Raw genomic sequence first — 22,147 nt, 5'->3', positions numbered from 1 at the left:
GTTATTGAACAGTTTACACAATGTATTCCATCTTTACAGATGGAATTTTTTTATTTTTGCCCCTTTATTAGTTCAGCTATGATTACAATTTCAGAAAGGGGAATTCAAATGCCTGCTTCACCTATCCGTAAGCTGGTTCCTTATGCGGAGGCTGCAAAGCAACGGGGTGTAACAGTTTATCATTTGAATATTGGCCAGCCGGATATTCAGACGCCACCTGCAATTATACAGGCGGTAAAGGATTTTGATATGCCGGTGCTGGAATATAGTCATAGCGCGGGTAATGAAAGCTACCGGCGCAAGCTGGTGGACTATTATCAAAGAACAGGTATTGTTGTAAGCCATGAGCAGATTATGATCACCACCGGAGGCAGCGAAGCGATCTTATTTGCTTTTTTTGCCTGCCTCAATCCCGGCGATGAAGTGATTATTCCGGAACCTTTTTATGCCAATTATAATGGATTTGCCTGTACTGCCGGTATAAAAGTGGTGCCCATTCCCTCATCAATTGAAACGGGTTTTGCGCTGCCGCCGGTAGCCGGCTTTGAAAAAGTAATTACGGATAAAACAAAAGCCATTCTTATCTGTAACCCCAATAATCCTACGGGTTATCTGTACAGTAAAGAAGAGGTAACAGCTTTGGGAGCTATTTGTAAAAAGCACCAGTTGTATCTTTTTTCTGATGAGGCTTACCGGGAATTTCGTTATTCGGACAGGGAATACATTAGTCCCTTTCAGCTTCCCGGGCTGGAAGAGAACGTTATCCTGCTGGATACGATCAGCAAGCGCTATAGTGCCTGTGGTGCCCGTATTGGAGCGCTGGTCACAAAAAACAAAGCGGTATATGCTGCGGCACTGAAGTTTGCACAGGCAAGATTAAGCCCCCCGGGGCTGGCCCAGCTATTGGGAGAGGCCGCAGTAGACCTGCCGGCAGATTATTTTGATGCTACAAAAGTAGAATATCAAAGCCGGCGAGATCTTTTAGTGAGCCGCCTGAATGCTATGGAAGGCGTATTTTGTCCTAACCCCGGCGGCGCGTTTTACGCAATGGCCCGATTGCCCATTGACGATTGCGATCAGTTCTGTCAGTGGCTTCTGTCATCTTTTACATACAATAACCAAACAGTGATGCTGGCCCCGGCTACCGGTTTTTATGCTACGCCCGGGTTAGGGAAAAATGGGGTACGCCTGGCTTATGTGCTCAACAGGGAGTCGATCAGTGCCGCAATGGATTGCCTGGAACAGGCGCTGAAAGAGTACCCCGGCAAGGCCCGGTAATCAATCAACCTGATTTTTATAAAACGGGCTTTTGCCCGTTTTTTTTATATAAAATAGCATATTATTTTTATTTAATATAAATATACTTTTCCAGAAGACAGCCGGATCACAAAATTTATTAGATGTTTATATATTATTAATAATTAAATATGAAAAATAATAATTATTTTTTGTGCATAATTTGATTTTATGTACTTATTTTTGGTTTTGTGTTTATGTGCTATTGTTAATTTCAAGCAAATATTTAACATAAGTCAAAACTAAAATTTATATAATATGTCAATGACGCGAAAACTGGCTATCATTCCCTTTGTATTATTGATCCTTGTTGTGATCCTGAGTCTTGTATGTGGTCACAGTCCTGTAAAAATTGAGGAGCACCCGGAAATCAACTCTGGTGATACCGCCTGGATGCTCACTTCTGCTGCTCTTGTGTTAATTATGACACCCGGACTGGCTTTTTTCTATGGAGGCATGGTGAAAAAGAAAAATGTGATCTCTACAATGCTGCAAAGTTTTATTTGTATGGCAATCGTTACGATGGTCTGGGTCATTTTTGGGTTTAGCCTGGCGTTTGGCGAATCTATCGGAGGCTTTATCGGTAACCCTAAAACGTTTTTTCTGATGAACGGAGTGCTGGACGGCAAGCCCTGGCCTGCTGCTGCTACTGTTCCGCTGGCTGTATTTGCCTTTTTTCAGCTGAAATTTGCAATCATTACCCCTGCATTGGTGACCGGTGCATTTTCTGAGCGCATCCGCTTTACTTCTTATATCCTGTTTATTTGCCTGTTTATTATTTTTATCTACTGTCCTTTGGCGCATGCTACCTGGCATCCCGACGGCTTTTTGGCAAAATTGGGTGTGCTGGATTTTGCCGGCGGAACCGTTGTACATATGAGTGCAGGGCTGGCTGCGCTGGCGGGAGCTATTTATCTGAAAAAAAGAACGGACACCGGGGAAAATAAACCGGCGCGGATCACTTATGTATTAATAGGTACCGGGTTACTTTGGTTTGGCTGGTTTGGTTTTAACGGTGGCTCTGCAATGGCTGCTAATACATTGGCAGCATCTGCATTGGCTACCACAGCAGTAGCCTCCGGCGCAGCTGCGTTTTCCTGGATCATTTTTGATGCGTTAAGGGGTAAAAAGCCTTCGGCTATGGGCACTTCCATAGGTGCCGTTGTAGGACTGGTAGCCATTACGCCTGCGGCCGGTTTTGTAAGCATTCCGCATGCAATGGTCATTGGTATAGTAGCCGCTATTATCAGCAACCTGATGGTTGAATGGAGAACCAAAACAGGTATTGATGATACGCTGGATGTGTTTCCCTGTCACGGCATCGGCGGAATGGTGGGCATGCTGCTGACCGGTGTCTTTGCAAATAAGGCGATCAACCCTGTGGCAACAAATGGTTTGTTTTTTGGCGAAACAAAATTATTTACCACCCATGTGCTGGTATTGATTGGGGTGATCGTTTATGTTTTAGTAGTGTCTTTTATCCTGCTTAAAGTAACAGACCTTATAACTCCGTTACGTGTAACTGAAGAAGAAGAAATAGAAGGGCTGGATCTTTCACAGCACGGAGAAAGCCTGTAAGAATAACTAACTGTCCAAATAAAAAATACTGCTGCATAGACGCAGTAGTACCGTACGGGGCCCCGGGGCCTCGTACAACTATTTTAGGCCGGTTGTGTATGCAAACGGTTGGCAAAGGCTGATGAATTTGTAATTGAGATACCAATAATTTTTCCTATTTTTCTCAAAATTTCCTGCTGATGAAAAAATTGTCCCTGTTGCCGTTATGCTGGCTGCTATGCTGGAGCGCAGGCGCCCAGGTAACCTTTCCTGTGAATGGAATTGCGGATCCCCGTACCGGAAGTTATGCATTTGTGAATGCTACAATTGTAAAAAACGCTTCAGAAACACTGCCACAGGCAACACTGATTATTAAAGAAGGAAAAATTGTAAGTGTAGGCAATGGTGTGGTTCCCGGAGATGCAGTGGTGGTGGATTGTAAGGGAAAATACATTTACCCCTCTCTTATTGACATATACAGTGACTATGGCGTGCCTGTTCCACAAAGGGCCGGCAGTTCTTTGGGTTTTTTTGGTCCACAACAGTTTACCAGCAATACAAAGGGCCCTTATAACTGGAACCAGGCCATTAAAAGTGAGGTGAATGCGGTGGATATATTCAGTCAGGATGAAACAAAAGCACAACCTTTAAGAGAACTGGGCTTTGGAACAGTATTATCGCACCAGAAAGATGGCATTGCCCGTGGTACAGGAGTAGTGGCCACTCTGGATGGCAAAAAAGAAAACCTGGTTATTATAAAAGATAAAGCCGCGGCGTTCTATTCGTTCAGCAAAGGTACTTCCACGCAAAGCTATCCCACAAGTATGATGGGAGCCGTGGCGCTGCTGCGGCAAACCTATCTGGATGCGCAATGGTATAAAAACAACAAGCCGGCAAAGGAGGGGGTGAACCATTCGCTGAAAGCATGGAATGAAGACCAGCAACTGCCGCAGATCTTTGAAACCACTGATAAATGGAGCGGGTTAAGGGCAGACCGTATAGGCGATGAGTTTGGAGTACAGTACATTATTAAGGGCGGCGGTAACGAATACCAGCGCATTAAGGAAATTGCCGCTACAAAAGCACCCTATATCCTTTCCCTGAACTTTCCCGAAGCGCAGAAAGTAGATGATCCGGCAGATGCCCGTTTTGTAGCGCTCAGTGACCTGGAGCACTGGGAACTGGCGCCTACGAATCCTGCGGCTTTTGAAAAAGCAAGGATCCCGTTTGCTATTACGGCTGCTGATCTTAAGGATGCCAGAACTTTCTGGCCCAACCTGCGTAAGGCTATTCAATACGGGCTTTCAGAAAAAGCGGCATTAGAAGCGCTAACAAAGACACCGGCGGAATTATTAAAAATAACTGATAAGGTAGGCAGCCTTGAACCGGGTAAGCTTGCTAATTTTCTGATCACAAGCGGTAATCTTTTTTCAGAAAAAACAGTGATCCTCGAAAACTGGGTACAGGGTGATCGTTATGAGATCAATGCCAGAACCAGCAATGAGAAAAACGGGCAATATCAATTAAGCCTGAGCGGTCCGGATGGTACCCGTCAATATACATTGGAAGTAAAGAACAACGGGCAGGCAACCGTTACCGATAAAGAAGCGCTTACCACCAAGTTTAATGCCAGCGGCAATATGGTAACCATCAGCTTTTCTTTAAAACCAACTACAAAGGTCATCGGAACCGGGCAAAAAGATTCCACATTTGAAAATAAACAGGCCGGGTCATTAATAAGACTGAGCGGGGTAGATTATGGTACCACCTGGCAGGGAGTTGGGGCAGATGAAAAAGGTGCGGCTATAAGCTGGGTGGCTACCCGGGTAAAGGAAGGGGCAGTTGCCGCTGATTCTTCAAAGCTGAAGGCACCGCCTGTGCTTGGAAAAGTGGTTTATCCCTTTAACGGGTATGGCAATGAGCAGTTGCCCGGGCAGGAAACTATTTTAATTAAGAATGCAACCGTATGGACCAATGAAGCCACCGGGCGTTTAGAACATACCGATGTGCTGGTGCGCGCAGGAAAAATTGCACAGGTAGGCAAAGCCCTTGCTGCATCCGGCGCACGGGTGATTGACGGTACCGGAAAATACCTGACCCCCGGAATTATTGATGAACATTCTCATATAGCTGCTTTCTCTATTAATGAAGGTGCGCAATCCGTAACTTCCGAAGTGCGGATCGGCGATAACTTAAATCCTGAGGATATTAATATCTATCGCCAGTTGAGCGGCGGTGTTACCACTTCGCAAATATTACATGGTTCCGCAAATACGATCGGCGGGCAGAACCAACTGATCAAATTGCGCTGGGGAGCAGACGATGAGAGCCTGAAATTTAAAGGTGCCGATCCGTTTATAAAATTTGCTTTGGGCGAGAATGTGAAACGTACTGCGCAGGCCCAGGGAAATATCCGCTATCCGGATACCCGTATGGGGGTTTATGAAGTGCTGAACGACGCTTTTCAGCGGGCGCGTGATTATGAAAAAGCAATAAAAGCCGGCCGCAAGGACCTGAGAAGGTACCTGGAGCTGGATGCACTGGTTGAAATACTGGAGCACAGGCGATTCATTACCTGCCACAGTTATGTGCAGAGCGAGATTCTGGGGCTGATCAATATTGCCGAGAAATATGGGTTTAAGGTGAACACCTTTACGCATATACTGGAAGGCTATAAAGTTGCAGACCGCATCAAACAGCATGGATCCAATGTTTCCACGTTTTCGGATTGGTGGGCTTACAAGAATGAAGTACGGGATGCTATTCCCTATAACGCAGCCATTATGCAAAAAATGGGGCTGAATGTTTGCATCAATAGTGATGATGCAGAAATGGCGCGCCGTCTGAACCAGGAGGCAGCCAAAACCATCAAGTATGGAGGCGTAACAGAAGATGAAGCGTTTAAAATGGTAACGCTGAACCCAGCAAAGGCACTGCATATAGAAGACAGGGTGGGCAGCATAAAAACCGGGAAGGATGCGGATCTGGTGCTGTGGAGCGATAACCCGCTGAGCATTTATGCAAAAGCATTGTATACAATAGTAGATGGCACTGTTTATTTTGACCGGGAAAAAGATGCGCAAATGCGCGCACATATTGCTGCGGAAAGGAACCGCCTGATCCAGAAAATGCTGGCAGCGGCAAAAGGAGGCGCTCCTGTTACAGCTGTTAAACCAACCCCACAGGTGGTGCTGCATTGTGAGGATCATGAGCATGCAGAAGGGGTTTTAACAGTTGATGCATTTGATTATTGATCATTGCTTATTTAACAATTTAAATGATATTGTAATGAAAGTTACCGCGTATATATTCCTGTTGTTCTTATCCCTGAACGCCATGGCGCAGGACAACATTTATCCCGCAGGAAAACAGCTGGGGACCCTGATTATTGCTAACGGAACCATTCATACCGGAACCGGAGATGTGATCCGGAAAGGTACAATTGTTATAAAAGATGGGAAGATCAGCAAGATCAGTGAGCAGCCGGAAAGCACGGAGGGGGGAACGGTTATTGATGCATCTGGAAAGAATGTTTACCCGGGCCTGATACTGCCCAGCACAGATCTGGGGTTACGGGAAATAGGAAGCGGGGTAAGAGGCAGCAATGATTATTTTGAATTAGGCGAGTATAACCCAGATGTACGTGCTGTTGTTGCCTATAACACGGATTCAAGGATCATCAATACGCTCCGGTCCAATGGCATCCTGCTGGCTAATATAATGCCCGAAGGGCGGTTGCTGACAGGTACTTCTTCTGTTGTGCAGTTAGATGCGTGGACCTGGGAAGATGCTTTGTACAAGGCCGATAACGGCATGGTTTTAAATATGCCGTTGCTGATGAAGCCCCTTCGCCGCTTTGGTCCTCCTCCAGCAACAGACCCGGTAAGCGAGGATCTGAAAAAAATAGAAGGATTAAAATCCTTTTTTAAGGAAGCCAAAGCCTATAAGAATACTTCAGATAAACAGGAAACCAATTTAAAATTTGAAGCACTGAAACCGCTGTTTGAAAAGAAGCAAAAGCTTTTTGTGCACGCTGAAACAGCGCGCCAGATCTTAATGGCGATTGATCTGGCAAAGACGTTTGACATCAACGTGGTGATTGTTGGCGGCAGCGACAGCTATCTGGTTGCGGACCTGCTTAAGCAGAATAATATACCCGTAATCCTGAACACGTTGCATGCATTGCCCACACTGGAGGATGATGCAGTGGATCAGCCGTTTAAAACTCCCGCCCTCCTTAAAAAAGCAGGGGTGCTGTTTGCCCTGAATGATGATGCTGAGGAGCCCCGCTACCGGAATCTTGCCTTTCTTGCAGGAACAGCCGCCTCTTACGGTTTGTCAAAGGAAGAAGCCTTGCAGGCAATAACAGGGAATACAGCAAAAATACTGGGTATTGATGACCGCACCGGTACTTTAGAAGTGGGTAAGGATGCAAATATCATTATCTCAACCGGTGATGTCCTGGATATGGGGCAAAGCGTGATAACAGACGCTTTTATACAGGGAAGAAAAATAAACCTTGCCAATAAGCAAACCCAGTTATACGAGCGGTACAAAGAAAAATACCAGTTATAATAAAGTGACGTTCGTTTTCAGAAAGATATTATAATAATCGATAAAAAAAGCCATTGCCGGTCTTAAAGCAAGGCATAAAGTTACCGGCGGTTGTTTTCCATTGATGCAGTACCCGGGAGAGCGCTATATAAGGTACCGGCACAGTGTGGGAATATTTATGATCTCCAGAACGCCTGGCAGACACTTTGTTAATTAATTTACAGTAAAATAAGTATAAATTCTCTCTTATCGCCAAAGTGGATTTGGATGTAATTGCCTGTATACCATTACTTGACAAAGGTTAAGTTTTAATGAAATTTCAAAAAAAAATTAAACAAATGTTTGATTAATTAAACATCTGTTTAATACCTTTGTGCTGCAATATTTTTGAAAACCGTGTCCGCAGTATTTACACAGAAACAAACAGAGATTATAAAAGCAGCAGTAAAGCTCTTTGCAGATAAAGGGTTTGATAATACTTCTGTGAGAGATATTGCAAAGGCGGCTGATGTGAATGTGGCCATGATCTCTTATTACTTTGGTTCCAAGGAAAAGCTGCTGGAAGCGATTTTTCAGAAATATATACTCATGATGCGGGAAAGGCTGGAGAAAATTGTTTTTGCCAGCGATGTTACCCCCGCAGATAAAATCGATCTGATCATTGATACCTATATTGATACTATTGCCGCCAATCCGAATTTTCATTTGCTGATGGTAAGAGAACAGGGGGTAATGAAAAACCCTGTGCTGTATGAGGGAGTAAGGAGCATGAAGTTAAAGAACAATACATTGCTTAAGAGTGCCATTAAGGCAGGGGCAAAAGCCGGAATCTTTAAAAAGAATGTAGATGTTACCATTCTGGCATTAACGGTATTTGGTACCATTAACCAGGCATTTAATACCCGCAGGTTTTTATGCGAGCAATATCATATTGACCAGCATAATGACAGTGAATTTTTTAAAACGATTATTCCCCGGCTGAAAGCGCATTTGAAAGAAGTGGTTAAAAGCTATCTGCTGGTGAAAGAATCGGATAAATAATTTGAAAAGATTATAGTAAAAGCTATCGTGTATATGAATAAAAAAATAACAACCATCGTAGCCCTTTTTGCAGCGTTTATGGTTTTTAGTAATAGCCTTTCTGCACAGGAAGTAAAAAAACTTTCTTTACAGGAGGCAGTGGAGCTGGGCCTGGAAAACAGTAAGAACTTAAAGATCGATCAGGCAAAGATCCAGGAGGCAACAGCTGCGGTGGAGGAAGCAAAAAACCGCCAGTTGCCGGACTTTAAAGTGAGCGGCAGTTACATGCGGTTAACGAATGCGAATATTGACCTGAAAATGGGACAGGGAAACAGCGGGGAGGGCTCCGGTTCCGAAAGCGGAACCTCTATGCCAAAGGTTTCCCAGGCAATGTATGGAATAGCCAATTTAACCCTGCCGCTGTATGCAGGAGGAAAGATCCGGTATGGCATACAGTCTGCAAAGTATTTGCTGGAAGCGGTAAAGCTGAACACCGGCAGCGATAAGAATGCCATTGCCTATAATCTTACAGAAGCGTATGCCAATTTATTCAAGGCCGCCCAGTTGATCGGCGTAATCAAGGAAAACCTGGCGGCTTCGCAGCACAGGGATTCAAATTTCCTGCAGCTGGAAAACAATGGCCTTATGGCCCGCAACGACCGTTTAAAAGCTCAGTTACAGACCTCTGATATTGAATTGCAGTTGCTGGAAGCGCAGAATAACTATAACATTGCTAATGTAAATATGGATCTGCTTTTAGGCCTTCCGGAAACAACGGTGATTGAAGTGGATTCAACATTTATTAATTCGGCATATGAGGAGCAGCCTATTGATTATTATGAGGAGCAGGCAATACAGAACAGGAAAGATATGCAGGCGCTGGATTACCAGCAAAAGGCTGCTCAATCCGGTATCAAGGCTGCCAGGGCCGATTATCTGCCAAGCCTGGCTTTAACAGGTGGCTATGTTGCAGCAGATATTCCCAAAGTGTTTACTGTAACAAATGCAATAAACGGCGGCCTGGGGATCCAGTATAATTTATCCAGTCTGTGGAAAACAGGCGCTAGTATCAGAAAAGCAAAGGCACAGGCGCAGGAACTGCTGGCGTCACGTGATCTTTTAACCGATAATATCCGTCTGGAAATAAACAGAGATTACCAGAACACCCTTCTGGCAAGAAAAAAAATAGATGTGCATGCCCAGGCACTGATCCAGGCAGAAGAAAATTACCGTATTACAAAGAATAAATATGACAACAGCCTGGTTACCATTACGGACCTGCTGGATGCCAATGCGGCCTTGTTATCATCAAAAATCAACTTGCTGAATGCCAGGGCAGATGCGGCACTGGCCTATCAGAAACTGCTGGAAGCTTCAGGGATCTTAATAAAATAAAACATTAAAGACTATTAATACGAATACAATGGCAAACGAACAAGTAAACACAGTTCAGGAACAACCAAACGAATCGAATCAGAAGAAAAAAAGAAGCCCGGTTTTCTTTATCATTCTTGCTTTACTGGTAATTGTGGGTGGGTTCTTTGGAATAAAAGCCTATGTACATGCTCTGCATCATGAAGATACAGATGATGCACAGATTGCTGCAAATGTAAGCCCGGTAATCTCCAAGATATCCGGTTATATTGCAGAGGTAAAGGTAAATGACAACCAGTTTGTACACAAGGGTGATACACTGGTAGTATTAGACACCCGCGAGCTGAAGATCGCGTTGGATCAGGCAGAAGCAGCCCTGGCTACGGCCAGAAGCAATGTGGCATCTGCCAGGGCGGGCACTGAAGCCGCACATAAAAACATCAATACTGCAAGCGCAGCCGTGGCTGCGGCAGATGCACAGATAGAAGCTGCCAAAGTGAATGTTTGGCGCACTACAGAAGACCTGAAACGGTATGAAAACCTCATCAAAGATCATTCCATTACACAGCAGCAATATGAACAGGCGCTTGCTGCAAAACAAACAGCAGACCGCCAGCTACAGGTATTGCAGCAGCAAAGGAACCAGGCCGCAGCCCAGACCGGCGCGGTGAGCTCCCAGTCAAAAGCAACAGCGGAGCAGATCAGCGTGTCAGCTGCAATGGTTCGTCAGCGTGAGGTAGATGTGGAAAATGCCAAGCTGAACCTGAGCTATGCCGTTATTGTTGCCAATGCTGACGGCGTTGTTTCAAAAGTGCCGGTACAGGTTGGGCAATATATTCAGGCCGGAGCACAATTGTTCAGTATTGTATTGAATGATGAAAAATGGGTGGTGGCCAACTTTAAAGAAACCCAGTTGTCAAAAATGGTGGCTGGCCAAAAGGTAGAAATAAGTGTGGACGCTTTTCCCAAGCATACCTTTGAAGGAGTGGTAGGCTCATTTTCTCCTGCTACAGGTTCGGTATCTGCATTGCTTCCTGCTGATAATGCAAGCGGTAACTTTGTAAAAGTAGTGCAGCGTTTGCCGGTAAGAATTGAATTTGCCAACAAGAACGATTCACTTATTAAGAAATTGCGTGCAGGTATGAATGTAGTGGTTGAAGTTAATCTTAATTAGTACAAAGTGAAATGTAAAATGTAATAGTGAAAAGTGAAATGAAGCGTTTGGTGTTAACCTGTTACTTTTTGTCTTTTACTCTTTACTGCTCACTATAAAGTATAGATACCCGATTTATGGAACAACAAGATTCCCTTGTAGAATATGGTGCGCGGCGCGTGATCATTACCATCACGGCCATTATATGTGCGCTGCTGGAGATCGTGGACAGCACCATCGTAAACGTTGCGTTGAATGACATGAAGGGAAACCTTGGTGCCACACTATCCGAAGTAGGCTGGGTCATTACGGCTTATGCCATCGGTAATGTTATTGTAGTACCCATGACCAGCTGGCTTTCCCAGCAGTTTGGCCGCCGTAATTATTTTGCCGTTTCTATTGTCATTTTTACCATTTGCTCTTTTCTTTGCGGAAATGCGACCAATATCTGGGAGCTGGTCGCCTTCCGGTTTTTGCAGGGCGTTGGTGGCGGCGCATTGCTGGTAACATCTCAAACAATCATAACCGAGTCTTATCCTGTTGAAAAAAGAGGTATGGCCCAGGCCATTTATGGCCTGGGTGTTATCGTTGGTCCTACATTGGGACCTCCGCTCGGTGGTTATATTGTTGACAATTTCAGCTGGCCTTATATCTTTTACATTAATATACCACTAGGGATCATTGCCACATTGCTTACATTACAGTTTGTAAGAAGTCCGCGGTTTGCGGCAAAAAAGGCAGCTCATGAGATCGACTGGCTGGGCATCTTCCTGCTGAGCGTTACGGTAGGATCCTTACAATACATCCTGGAAAGAGGGCATGAAGATGACTGGTTTTCCAGTAATGTGATTATTACACTTACGGTTACAGCCGTCTTTGGATTTTTCTTTTTTATCTGGAGAGAGCTGACCTATAAAAATCCGATTGTTGAATTGCGGGTGCTGAAGAACGGTAATTTGAGGATTGGCACGGTAATGTCATTTATCCTGGGATTCGGGCTCTATGGTTCTACCTTTATTGTTCCGCTTTATACGCAAAGCATTTTAGGATGGACGGCCTTCCAGGCGGGATTGCTGATGATTCCGGCCACCCTGGCTACAGCGTTTATGATGCCTATAATAGGCAGATTAATTGCCAAAGGAGTGTCACAGCCTTATATGGTAGCCACCGGCTTATTCCTGTTCTTTGTATATAGTTTCTGGGGATACAAAATCATCACACCGGATACCGGAAAGGATGCATTCTTCTGGATGCTGATTGTACGTGGGGTAGGGCTGGGTCTTTTATTCATTCCTATTACCACCATGGCCCTGTCTACCCTGCGGGGACAGGAGATCGGGCAGGGGGCAGCCTTTACGGGTATGATGCGCCAACTGGGGGGATCTTTCGGTGTAGCCGCCATTACTACCTTTATAGCCAACAGGAATATGCTGTACAGGAACGACCTGGTGTCTGACCTGGACGTTAATAATCTGAATGTGCAGCAACGGATCAGTGCGCTGCAGCATAGTTTTATGGCAAAAGGAATGACTCCGGATGTGGCCCTGAAATCGGCCTACCAGATGCTTGATTTCTCGGTAACCAAACAGGCCACTGTACTTTCCTATATGGATGTTTTTTTATACCTCGGTATTTTATTCCTCGTATGCATACCTTTTATTCTTTTGGTCCGCCGGAAGAAAGACAAAGGGCCCAAAATGGATATGAGCGAAATGATGCATTAGTGTAGTTCCATGGTTCATTGTCCCTGGCTGCTGAAAATGGCGGGTGATCCATCTGTAGCTGATGATTCAGTATCGTATCTCAACGCTCACATCTGAATGCTGATAACTGGGGACTGATAACAATCTTCTCATATCTGAATTCTGATCGCTGAAAACTGGTTTCTAACCGGATTGATGTATTTTTAATTCTGATGGTAGAAAAAAGTATTGCTGCTTTAGGAATAGTACTGATCCTGATCTTTTTATCCGGGTGCGCTTTTGTTTACCGGAAACGCCCGGCGCGGTTATATGAAACGGTGCTTGCCCGGAAGCAAACATTTGACGCGGCTATTGTTCCCGGTGTGCCTTTTAACAACAACCAATGGGATACTGTAATGAAAGGAAGGGTAATCTGGGCTTCATTGCTTTACAGGCAGGGGGTCATTCGCAATATCATTTTCTCCGGCGGAGCCGTTTACTCGCCATACTATGAGGCTAAGATAATGGGGCTGTATGCCCGGCAGCTTGGCGTTTCCCCGAAACACATTTTTTACGATATCCAGGCAGAGCACAGTACAGAAAATATTTTCTACTCCTATCAGATTGCCCGCCGGGAGGGCTTCAAAAGCATTGCGCTGGTTACGGATCCGCTCCAGTCCTTGTTATTAAACAGATTTACACGGAGAAAGTTCCGGACAAAAATTGTGCATATTCCTTTTATAATCGATTCCCTGAAAGAATACAATCATCTCAACCCGGTCATTGATCCTTTACCTGCAATGACTGAAAATTTCAGGTCGCTGACAGACCGGGAAGGCTTCTTCAGGCGCTTCAGGGGCACTATGGGGGCTTTTATTCCCTGGGAAGGGAAAAGAAAAAAAGAAGGCCCGTTATAAACGGGTCGCTAAACAGGGCCCCGCCAAGGAAAACAACATTCAGTAGCTACTGTCAAAGTGGTCTTTTGCAAGTACACTATGCTATGCCATCCGGCAAACGTGCTGTTTTAGATTTCTTCCTGCCGGGTAAAGCTGTAGAGCAGGTAAAACAGGGCCGGCAAAATAAAAATACTTCCCAATAATAATGCAACAGCAAGTGCTTCAACTGTTTTGTCTGAAGCATGCTGAAGAACCAGCGAAAGCCCCTGCCCGTTTTTTAAATTGATAAGCATGGGGTAATGTTCATAGGTGATTGCAATCAATAAAAGAGTGATTTGTGCACCGGCAGTAATACGCAGCCATTTTGTTGATTGCCGGAACAGGGATACCCACATCCATGCCAGCGACAGGGCGGCTAAAACAACGCAGCCAAGGCTTACCGGGTTTCCGAAAAGCCAGTGTGCAACAGGCACATTATCTGCTGACGCGGCAATGATGACCAGTGCTGCTGCACCAATAGCCGCCAGGCTCATGTGTTTGGCCTTTGTAATAAACCGCTGACGCTCTTTTTCTGTCTTTGTTTCGCCGATAATAAATATTGCTGCCAGGAACCCGCAGATAATCACCGTAAAAATACCTACGGATATGGGGAAGAACCCCAGCCAGGTGAATATATAGGCATCCGGAAAATGGCGGGCACCGGTGTTGATTCTGCCGGAAACAGCGCTGCCGGCTATGATGCCCAGGAACAGCGGCGTAATAACGCTGGAATACATAAATGTTTTTGAATAGATCACCTGCATGCTGTCCTTAACGGCATCATAATTCCTGAAGCTGAAAGCCGTGCCTCTTGCTACAATACCCAAGAGCATTACGACCAGTGGAATGTGCAGGTAGATGGACAGCGTGGAGTAAATGACCGGGAATCCTACAAACAAAATAACAATTGCAATGATCAGCCACATATGGTTGGCTTCCCATATCGGGCCAATGGCACGGTACATAACTTTCCGGGTTTGATCCTTACTTTTCTGTGTGGATAAGAACTCAAGGATCCCCGCACCAAAATCCGCACCTCCCATTAAAACGTATAACAGGATAGACAACCACAGATAAGCCATTACAACGTAGAGCATCTTTCTTGTTTGAAGTTTGTTGTTTGAGGTTTATTTATTCTGTAATGCAGCTGGCACTCTTTATTCAGCAACATCATATAACTTACCTACCATTTTAACCTGCCTGTATAGCAACAGTATTACAATAATGCTCAGCGAGCAGTATACGGCCGTGAAAATGTAAAAAGAATAAATAATACCCGGCATTGGTGTAACCGCATCTTTTGTGCGCATAATACCGTATATGATCCATGGCTGGCGGCCTACTTCAGTTACCGTCCAGCCCGCTTCAACAGCAATAAAACCTGCAGGCGTTGCTATTGCAAATAACCGGAGCAGCCAGTTGCGCTCCAGCCATTTTTTTCTTCGCCACAGCATAAAGAAATAGAACAGTGCAATAAGCAGCATCAGCGTGCCCAGGCCCACCATTATCTGGAATGCGTAGTGGGTAACCGCAACGGGCGGGTGAGTGTCTTTGGGAAAGGCATCCAGCCCGGTAACAGGCGTGTTGAAATCGCCATGTGCCAGAAAGCTCAGTGCGCCAGGAACTTTGAGGGCATATTTTACGGTTTCATTTTTAACATCCGGTATGCCTCCTATGATCAGCGGGGCCTTTGCTTCCGTTATAAAATGGGCTTCCATTGCGGCCAGTTTTTCCGGCTGGCGTCTGGCAACATCCTTGGCCGAAATGTCACCGCTGACCGGCTGTAAGATCGCCCCTGCACAGGCAAAAACGGCAGCTATGCGAAAGGCTTTGGTATGGAACAGCACATTTTTTTTCTTAAGAATCATAAGGGCATGCACGCCCGCAACAGCAAAGCCGGTTGCGGTAAGCGCTGCCAGTATCATGTGCAATGCTTCGGAGAACCACGCATCATTGAACATGGCGGCTATGGGGTCAATATTCAGGTACTGGCCGTTTATATAATCAAAGCCCGCGGGGCTGTTCATCCACGCATTGGCAGCTACCACCAGGATGCCGGATGCCAGTCCGCTGATGCCCACCACCACCCCCGTGAACCAGTGAAACCAACGGTTAAAACGATTCCATCCATACAGGTAAAATCCTAAAGCAATAGCTTCAATAAAAAAAGCGGTACCCTCCAGCGAAAAAGGCATTCCGAAAATGGGGCCTGCATGTCTCATGAATTCCGGCCAAAGGAGCCCTAATTCAAATGAAAGTACCGTACCGGAAACGGCCCCGGTTGCAAAAAAGATAGCCACCCCTCGGCTCCAGGCGCGTGTTACATTGCGGTATACAATATTGCCTGTTTTCAACCATTTATAATGCGCAACGGCCATAAAGAACGGCATGATCATGCCAATGCAGGAAAAAATAATGTGAAATCCTAAAGAAAGCGCCATCTGCGACCGCGCCGCAATAAAGTCATCCATAGTGCATGGATTGGTTTAAAAAAGACCGCTCATCTGCGGTATATGCAAAGATAGTCCAATGATGTGATCCAGCCAATCGGACAAATGGCCGGGACCGTATTGTAAATCCGAAGGTCTTATTCTTATATAAAAGGTGCATCGCATCTGCCGGTTCTGAGAGCCGCCGATATTTCAGCGGAGAGATAGGAGCACTACAGCTGAACGGAGCGACGCAAGTAAAGCCCGATAGCAGCACTGGCGCCCGGCCAGTAAAACAGAAATTGCTTTCCCTTGATATGCAAATACCGGCCGCTGTGTTGCTTTATTGAACAATCGTTTGTGCAAGCGGCCGCAAATCGGAAATAGGATGTATCTTTGCAAGCTATGACACAGGAAAAATTACAGGATATGCGGTCCCGCGTTCTCGGGATAAGGAGGTTTCTTTGACGTCGAGAACCGTCAGCAGAAAATAAATGAAGACAAGCAGCTTTCTCTGAGTCCCGGCTTTTGGGATGATAATCAGCGCGCCACAGAAATTCTGAAAACTTTAAAAACCAATGAATACTGGATGGAGCTGTTTCATAAGGCAGATTCAATGGTAGAGGATTTTGCGGTGCTGTTTGAATTCTGGAAGGCCGGTGACGCAACGGAAGAGGAAACGCAGGAGGCCTACGATCAGGCGGTTGCAGTGCTGGAAGATGTAGAGTTTAAAAGCACCCTGAATGAGCCGGAAGATGAGCTGCCTGCCGTGGTGCAGATCAACTCAGGCGCCGGCGGCACGGAAAGCCAGGACTGGGCCGAAATGCTGGCACGTATGTACCGGATGTATGGTGAAAAGCAGGGCTGGAAAATAACCGAGCTGGACTGGCAGTGGGGTGATGGCGCAGGCATCAAAACGGCTACGCTTCAGTTTGAAGGCCCCTTTGCGTATGGTTTTTTAAAAGCAGAAAGCGGTGTGCACCGGTTAGTGCGCATTTCACCTTTTGACAGTAATGCCCGAAGGCATACTTCCTTTGCATCCGTATTTGTATACCCGCTGGTAGATGATACCATCGATATAGAAATAAAGGATGCTGATGTAAAGATGGAAACAGCCCGCAGCGGCGGAGCCGGCGGACAGAATGTGAACAAGGTAGAAACAAAAGTATTCCTGACGCACATTCCCACAGGTATCGTTGTGGTTTGCCAGACCGAGCGCACGCAGATGGGCAACCGGGAAAAAGCCATGCAGATGCTGAAAAGCCGGCTGTACGAGGAAGAATTGCGTAAGCGGGAGGAGCTGAAAAATGCAGCAAATGCCGGTAAGAAAAAAATTGAATGGGGCAGCCAGATACGCAGCTATGTGTTCCATCCTTATAAAATGATCAAAGACCACCGTACAGATTATGAAGTAGGAAATGTGCAGCCGGTAATGGACGGTGAGCTGGATGGTTTCATAAAAGCGTACCTGATGCAGAGTAAGGAAACAGTTTAATATTTTTGTTGGAAATGGAAAAAAACATACCCATATTAAATAAGCGGATATTCTGGGACACGGATTTCTCAAAACTGGATTATAAAAGCCATGCGGCATCCATTATTGAACGTGTTTTTGAAAGGGGAGATGTTGAGGATATACGACAGGTAAGGAGGTTTTATGGGGATGAAAAGGTAAAAGAGGTTTTGTTAAATGCAAAGTGGCTCAGGTATGATATCTTTCTTTTTGTAAAAAATCTGTTTGATTTAAAATCTGAAACATTTCGATGCTATACTATGAGACAGTCGAAGGAAATACCCTGGCTCTATTAAAGCAGTTAATGCATTTAGAGATGCTGAATAACTTTATATTAGTTGGAGGAACCGCCCTGTCTTTGAAGAATGGTCATCGGAAATCAATTGATTTAGATCTGTTCTCTGATACCGATTTTGATAACCAGCAATTGAAAGATAAATTAACAGAGATTTTTACTACGTTCAGGTTCACCAGCAGTAATGCTGCACCAGAAGTTTTTGCTTATATTGATGAAGTAAAGGTCGATTTTGTCAAATATCGTTATCATAAAAGGATCAGGTTAATGAGTTCTGAAGATATCGCAGCAATGAAAATTTTTGCACTTATGCAAAGAGCCAAGAAAAAGGGCTTTTATGATCTGAGTTTATTATTGGATATTTTTGAAACTGAAAAATAATTGAGTTCTATTTTGAAAAATTTTCCAAAAATATGACGCTGATTTCTGTACCGCAGGCAATGTTGTATTTCGATGATGCAGAAGCCGATGATGATCCGGTCAGCCTTAAAGGACAAACCTGGGAATCAGTAAAGAACAATATAAAACAACACGTCAATAACTATTTAAAATAATAAAGAACCTTATTTTCAAATTATATAATTTTCAAATTGAAATACTATGCACCAGGGAACTTTTTCTTATCCTTTACCTGCAAATGAACCGGTACTGAACTATGCACCCGGTAGTAAAGAACGGGAAAACTTAAAAGCAGCGCTTGCATTATTGAAAAGCACTCCCATTGATGTGCCTATGTATATCGGCAGCGCCGAAGTGCGTACTTCAAAAAAAGAAAAGCTGCGCCCGCCACATGAGCACAAAGTTGTATTGGGCACTTTTTCAATAGGAGAGAAGAAGCATGTGCAGCAGGCAATAGATGCGGCTTTGGCGGCAAAGCAGTACTGGGAGGGGATGACCTGGGAAAGCCGTGCAGCCATTTTCTTAAAAGCGGCAGACCTCATCTCCACAAAATACCGTGCCCGGATGAATGCAGCTACCATGCTGGGACAAAGTAAAAATGCTTACCAGGCTGAAATTGACAGTGCCTGCGAGCTGATCGATTTTTTGCGGTTTAATGTGCATTTCCTGAGTGAGATCTATAAACAACAGCCCATAAGTGGCGCGGGTATGCACAACCGCCTGGAGTATCGCCCGCTGGAAGGATTTGTGCTGGCTATTACACCCTTTAATTTCACGGCTATCGGAGGGAACCTTCCCACATCGGCCGCCCTGTGCGGCAATGTAGTGGTCTGGAAACCGGCACATACGCAGATCTATGCGGCGCAGTTATTCATGCGTATTTTAAAGGAGGCCGGGCTGCCGGATGGCGTTATTAATTTAATTTATGTGGATGGGCCTGTTGTGGGGGATGTATGCTTTAATCACAGGGACTTTGCGGGCATCCATTTTACCGGCTCTACCGGCGTATTTAACCATATGTGGGAAACTATCGGGAAAAATATTTCCAAATATAGAACCTACCCCCGTATTGTTGGTGAAACAGGTGGAAAGGATTTTGTGATGGTGCATAAAAGCGCTGATGCAGATGAAGTGGCTACAGCCCTGTTAAGAGGCGCTTTTGAATACCAGGGCCAGAAATGCTCTGCAGCTTCCCGGGCTTATATTCCTTCCAACCTGTGGAAAGATATAAGGAAAAAACTGGTTGACGGGATCAACTCCTTTAAAATGGGATCGGTAGAGGATTTCAGCAATTTTATCAACGCAGTGATTGATGAAAAAAGCTTTGATAAGATCAGCAGCTATATTGAAAAAGCAAAGAAAGACCCTAAAGCGTCTGTAGTGGTTGGAGGAACCTGCGATAAAAGAGAAGGCTACTTTATTCAGCCAACAGTGATTGAAGCAAAGGACCCCCGGTTTATCACTATGCGCGAAGAGATCTTCGGGCCGGTGCTGACGGTATATGTTTACCCGGCCGGCCAGTTTGAAAAAACGCTGGAGCTGGTAGATCATACATCGCCTTATGCTTTAACAGGGTCCATTTTTTCCAGAGATCGCGCGGCAATCGAAACGGCCACCCGGCGTCTTTCCAATGCAGCGGGTAATTTTTATATCAATGACAAACCCACCGGCGCCGTGGTAGGGCAGCAGCCTTTTGGCGGGGCAAGGGCATCCGGGACCAATGATAAGGCAGGGTCTATCCTGAATTTATACCGCTGGTTAAGTGTACGCACCATAAAAGAAACGTATAATCCGCCGGTAGACTACCGTTATCCGTTTATGGCGGAAGAATAGGGTTGCGCACTGTTTACGAATGTCGTGGTGCGCCTGACAAACCATGGCTCCCGGTATCAATCATCCTTTGTCAGGGTCAGGTAAAAAAAAATATTTTGAAATCAATTCTTACAGAGCAGCAGATCGCCATTACCATTAAAAGACTGGCTTGCCAGATAGTAGAGGATCATGATGATTTTTCAAAGATCGCGATCATTGGCCTGCAACCAAGAGGAATCTATTTATCGGATCGCATTTATGCAGCTATTCAGCAGCAATCCAAAAAACAGCAGATTGATTATGGACGGCTGGATATAACTTTTTACCGGGATGATGTAAGGAATGAGCTGCATGCAGCCAATAAAACAGATATTCCTTTCTCCATTGAAGGTAAAGATGTGATCCTGATTGACGATGTATTGTATACAGGGCGCACTACCCGGGCGGCTTTTGATGCTTTGCTGGATTATGGCCGCCCCAAAAAAGTAGCGCTTTGTGTACTGATCGACCGCAGGTTCAGCAGGGAATTTCCGATCCAGGCGGATTATGTGGGTAAATACATTGATTCCTTCGACACGCAGAAGGTATTGGTACGCTGGAAAGAGAATAGCGAGAGAGACCAGGTAACCATAACAGAAGGATAACTTTCTTGGTGTAATATTATTGAAGAGCTGAGGCATTGTCTCAGCTCTTATTCTTTTAAGAAATATAAACTATAGCTGTTTCTGGTTGTTTTAAAGCTATAGGTGGTTGCTCAATCCTGTTTTTATGCGATTGTATTGTTTAACGGTTTTGCTTCTTTTTTCCGGCCTGGTTTACAGCCAGGAGAAAATGGCCTGTGATAGCCTGTCCGGGGTGCTTGAAACTATTTATGTAAAGGACCAAAAACCACGGGATACATTAAATCGTTTGATGAAACAGTTTGGTTATAATTCGGATACAGTCAACCGGTACTGGAACCACGTCAAAGAAATGGATTCCTTAAATGCTTTGCAGGTTACCAAAATTATTGACCGCTATGGGTGGTTACCTCAGCAGAAAATTTCACCTATGGCGGCGCAGGCGCTTTATATAGTTATTCAGCATGCGCCGGCAATCCAGGAAAAATATTTGCCTGTTTTAAAAAAGGCGATAGACAGGGGCTTTGCAAAAAAAGAGTATTATGCATATATGTATGATCGTATACAAATGTTTCATAACAAATATCAACTGTATGGAACGCAGTATGGCAGTGATCGTTCCGGCAAAACGGTTTTATGGCCGGTGAAAAATGCGGTTCAGCTCAATGTGCGAAGGAAGCTGATGGGCCTGGGTACTATTGAAGAACAGTCAAAAGGTATGGAGTACACGTTTATAAATCCGGCAATTGATTCTTTAAAAAATAGAATTGTGTTTTTCGGAAATGTGGAAAACACCCGGCAGCAACCGGTTCCGGATGTCGCTATTTATGATTCGGAGAAGCAGTGCCTGGGAAGAACAGATAGACTGGGATATTTTAAAATTGTACCGGATAAATCAGCTTTAAAAAACGGCATTTATTTAAAAAAGAAGATTATGAGATAACCTGGTATTTTTTTAAAAGCAAAAATGCAGATGTGTTTTATGACGGAATTTTGCTAAAAGACAGAAAATAACACCATAACCACGATCTGTTAATGCCTGTCTTAATCAACGATAGTTGAATATGTGTTCTATAAGCGCTTAAAAGCCTCAAAAAGGAGTTTGCCTGATCAAATTTGTTAAAAAGAGAATTGGCCTGATATTAGCGGATAAATTATAGATAGCGCTTACATTTTTGGTAGTAACTGGTCATTAAAAGCAGGATCATGAAAAATGAAAAAGAACAGTTTGCCATTGAAGCTACAGTAAATGGTAAAAAGCAGCAAATTCAGGTAACCACTGCTGAAACAACCGATGGCGTAGACTTTTATGTCTGTAAAGTCAATGAAAAAGAAATTACCCAGGTACGAAAAGATATGGAAGGCTGGAAACAGGTCTGGGGTGATCTTCCGGAAGACGAAGCCCGGCATATCGGCAGCCTGATCGATGCTTATCTCAAAAAAAATAAGATCACTTCCTGAAGCAGCAGTTTCCCTTTAAACGGTAACAGCAAATTAACAAAATCCAT

The 22,147-nt window shown here is 44.7% G+C and carries 19 protein-coding genes; 17 read left to right on the top strand and 2 right to left on the bottom strand.

Annotated features, from left to right (window positions below; all coding sequences use genetic code 11):
- The first annotated feature begins 78 nt into the window (after positions 1–78).
- The 9 genes from A8C56_RS15380 (at position 79) to A8C56_RS15340 (ending at position 13,553) form a co-directional block, all read left to right on the top strand.
- Positions 79–1,278 carry a pyridoxal phosphate-dependent aminotransferase gene (locus tag A8C56_RS15380; protein WP_067762115.1) on the top strand — a complete coding sequence of 400 codons (1,200 nt, stop codon included), beginning with the start codon at positions 79–81 and terminating at the stop codon, positions 1,276–1,278.
- Between the two features lie 282 nt (positions 1,279–1,560).
- A complete protein-coding gene (locus A8C56_RS15375; protein ID WP_067757844.1) occupies positions 1,561–2,874 on the top strand; it encodes an ammonium transporter in 1,314 nt (437 codons plus the stop codon).
- Between the two features lie 179 nt (positions 2,875–3,053).
- A complete protein-coding gene (locus A8C56_RS15370; protein WP_067757841.1) occupies positions 3,054–6,107 on the top strand; it encodes an amidohydrolase family protein in 3,054 nt (1,017 codons plus the stop codon).
- A 34-nt stretch (positions 6,108–6,141) separates the two neighbouring features.
- Positions 6,142–7,428 (top strand): amidohydrolase family protein, encoded by a 1,287-nt coding sequence (locus A8C56_RS15365; protein ID WP_067762113.1) that lies wholly within the window; start codon positions 6,142–6,144, stop codon positions 7,426–7,428.
- A 375-nt stretch (positions 7,429–7,803) separates the two neighbouring features.
- A complete protein-coding gene (locus A8C56_RS15360; protein ID WP_245645517.1) occupies positions 7,804–8,448 on the top strand; it encodes a TetR/AcrR family transcriptional regulator in 645 nt (214 codons plus the stop codon).
- Between the two features lie 33 nt (positions 8,449–8,481).
- The gene (locus A8C56_RS15355; protein WP_067757834.1) at positions 8,482–9,822 is read left to right on the top strand and encodes a TolC family protein; all 1,341 of its coding nucleotides are present in this window, start codon (positions 8,482–8,484) and stop codon (positions 9,820–9,822) included.
- Positions 9,823–9,850: 28 nt separating this feature from the next.
- Positions 9,851–10,975: an HlyD family secretion protein gene (locus tag A8C56_RS15350; RefSeq protein WP_067757830.1), complete on the top strand. Its 1,125-nt coding sequence runs from the start codon at positions 9,851–9,853 to the stop codon at positions 10,973–10,975.
- A gap of 116 nt (positions 10,976–11,091) precedes the next feature.
- On the top strand, positions 11,092–12,678 hold the full coding sequence (locus A8C56_RS15345) for a DHA2 family efflux MFS transporter permease subunit (RefSeq protein ID WP_067757827.1): 1,587 nt from the start codon (positions 11,092–11,094) through the stop codon (positions 12,676–12,678).
- A 191-nt stretch (positions 12,679–12,869) separates the two neighbouring features.
- The gene (locus tag A8C56_RS15340; RefSeq protein WP_084490232.1) at positions 12,870–13,553 is read left to right on the top strand and encodes a YdcF family protein; all 684 of its coding nucleotides are present in this window, start codon (positions 12,870–12,872) and stop codon (positions 13,551–13,553) included.
- 107 nt (positions 13,554–13,660) lie between these two features.
- Here the strand turns inward: A8C56_RS15340 and A8C56_RS15335 are convergent, their stop codons facing one another.
- Positions 13,661–14,668 carry a cytochrome d ubiquinol oxidase subunit II gene (locus tag A8C56_RS15335; protein WP_067757824.1) on the bottom strand — a complete coding sequence of 336 codons (1,008 nt, stop codon included), beginning with the start codon at positions 14,666–14,668 and terminating at the stop codon, positions 13,661–13,663.
- A gap of 60 nt (positions 14,669–14,728) precedes the next feature.
- On the bottom strand, positions 14,729–16,042 hold the full coding sequence (locus tag A8C56_RS15330; RefSeq protein ID WP_067757822.1) for a cytochrome ubiquinol oxidase subunit I: 1,314 nt from the start codon (positions 16,040–16,042) through the stop codon (positions 14,729–14,731).
- A gap of 363 nt (positions 16,043–16,405) precedes the next feature.
- Here A8C56_RS15330 and prfB point away from each other — a divergent pair.
- The 8 genes from prfB to A8C56_RS15295 all read left to right on the top strand — a co-directional run bounded on the left by prfB (position 16,406) and on the right by A8C56_RS15295 (position 22,100).
- Positions 16,406–17,495, top strand: a protein-coding gene (gene prfB / locus A8C56_RS15325; protein WP_157098004.1) for a peptide chain release factor 2 whose coding sequence is annotated in 2 segments (ribosomal slippage) — positions 16,406–16,465 and positions 16,467–17,495 — 1,089 coding nt in all. Because the reading frame shifts where the segments join, the coding sequence is not laid out codon by codon here.
- A gap of 14 nt (positions 17,496–17,509) precedes the next feature.
- Positions 17,510–17,809, top strand: coding sequence for a DUF6922 domain-containing protein (locus A8C56_RS24700; RefSeq protein ID WP_067757817.1), 300 nt, complete (start codon positions 17,510–17,512; stop codon positions 17,807–17,809).
- On the top strand, positions 17,764–18,189 hold the full coding sequence (locus tag A8C56_RS15315; protein WP_084490230.1) for a nucleotidyl transferase AbiEii/AbiGii toxin family protein: 426 nt from the start codon (positions 17,764–17,766) through the stop codon (positions 18,187–18,189). Before A8C56_RS24700 ends, A8C56_RS15315 begins: the two co-directional genes overlap by 46 nt.
- A gap of 32 nt (positions 18,190–18,221) precedes the next feature.
- Entirely contained in the window at positions 18,222–18,362 is a 141-nt protein-coding gene (locus A8C56_RS24515) for a hypothetical protein (protein ID WP_157098003.1), read from the top strand.
- Between the two features lie 46 nt (positions 18,363–18,408).
- Positions 18,409–20,040 (top strand): L-glutamate gamma-semialdehyde dehydrogenase, encoded by a 1,632-nt coding sequence (pruA, locus tag A8C56_RS15310; RefSeq protein ID WP_067757811.1) that lies wholly within the window; start codon positions 18,409–18,411, stop codon positions 20,038–20,040.
- 95 nt (positions 20,041–20,135) lie between these two features.
- Positions 20,136–20,663 carry a bifunctional pyr operon transcriptional regulator/uracil phosphoribosyltransferase PyrR gene (pyrR, locus tag A8C56_RS15305; RefSeq protein ID WP_067757808.1) on the top strand — a complete coding sequence of 176 codons (528 nt, stop codon included), beginning with the start codon at positions 20,136–20,138 and terminating at the stop codon, positions 20,661–20,663.
- 124 nt (positions 20,664–20,787) lie between these two features.
- The gene (locus tag A8C56_RS15300; RefSeq protein ID WP_157098002.1) at positions 20,788–21,582 is read left to right on the top strand and encodes a DUF6624 domain-containing protein; all 795 of its coding nucleotides are present in this window, start codon (positions 20,788–20,790) and stop codon (positions 21,580–21,582) included.
- A gap of 263 nt (positions 21,583–21,845) precedes the next feature.
- A complete protein-coding gene (locus tag A8C56_RS15295; protein ID WP_245645515.1) occupies positions 21,846–22,100 on the top strand; it encodes a hypothetical protein in 255 nt (84 codons plus the stop codon).
- Positions 22,101–22,147: the final 47 nt, after the last annotated feature.

This window comes from Niabella ginsenosidivorans (genome assembly GCF_001654455.1).
Taxonomy (GTDB): Bacteria; Bacteroidota; Bacteroidia; order Chitinophagales; family Chitinophagaceae; genus Niabella; species Niabella ginsenosidivorans.
This window is presented reverse-complemented; position numbering and strand designations above follow the sequence as displayed.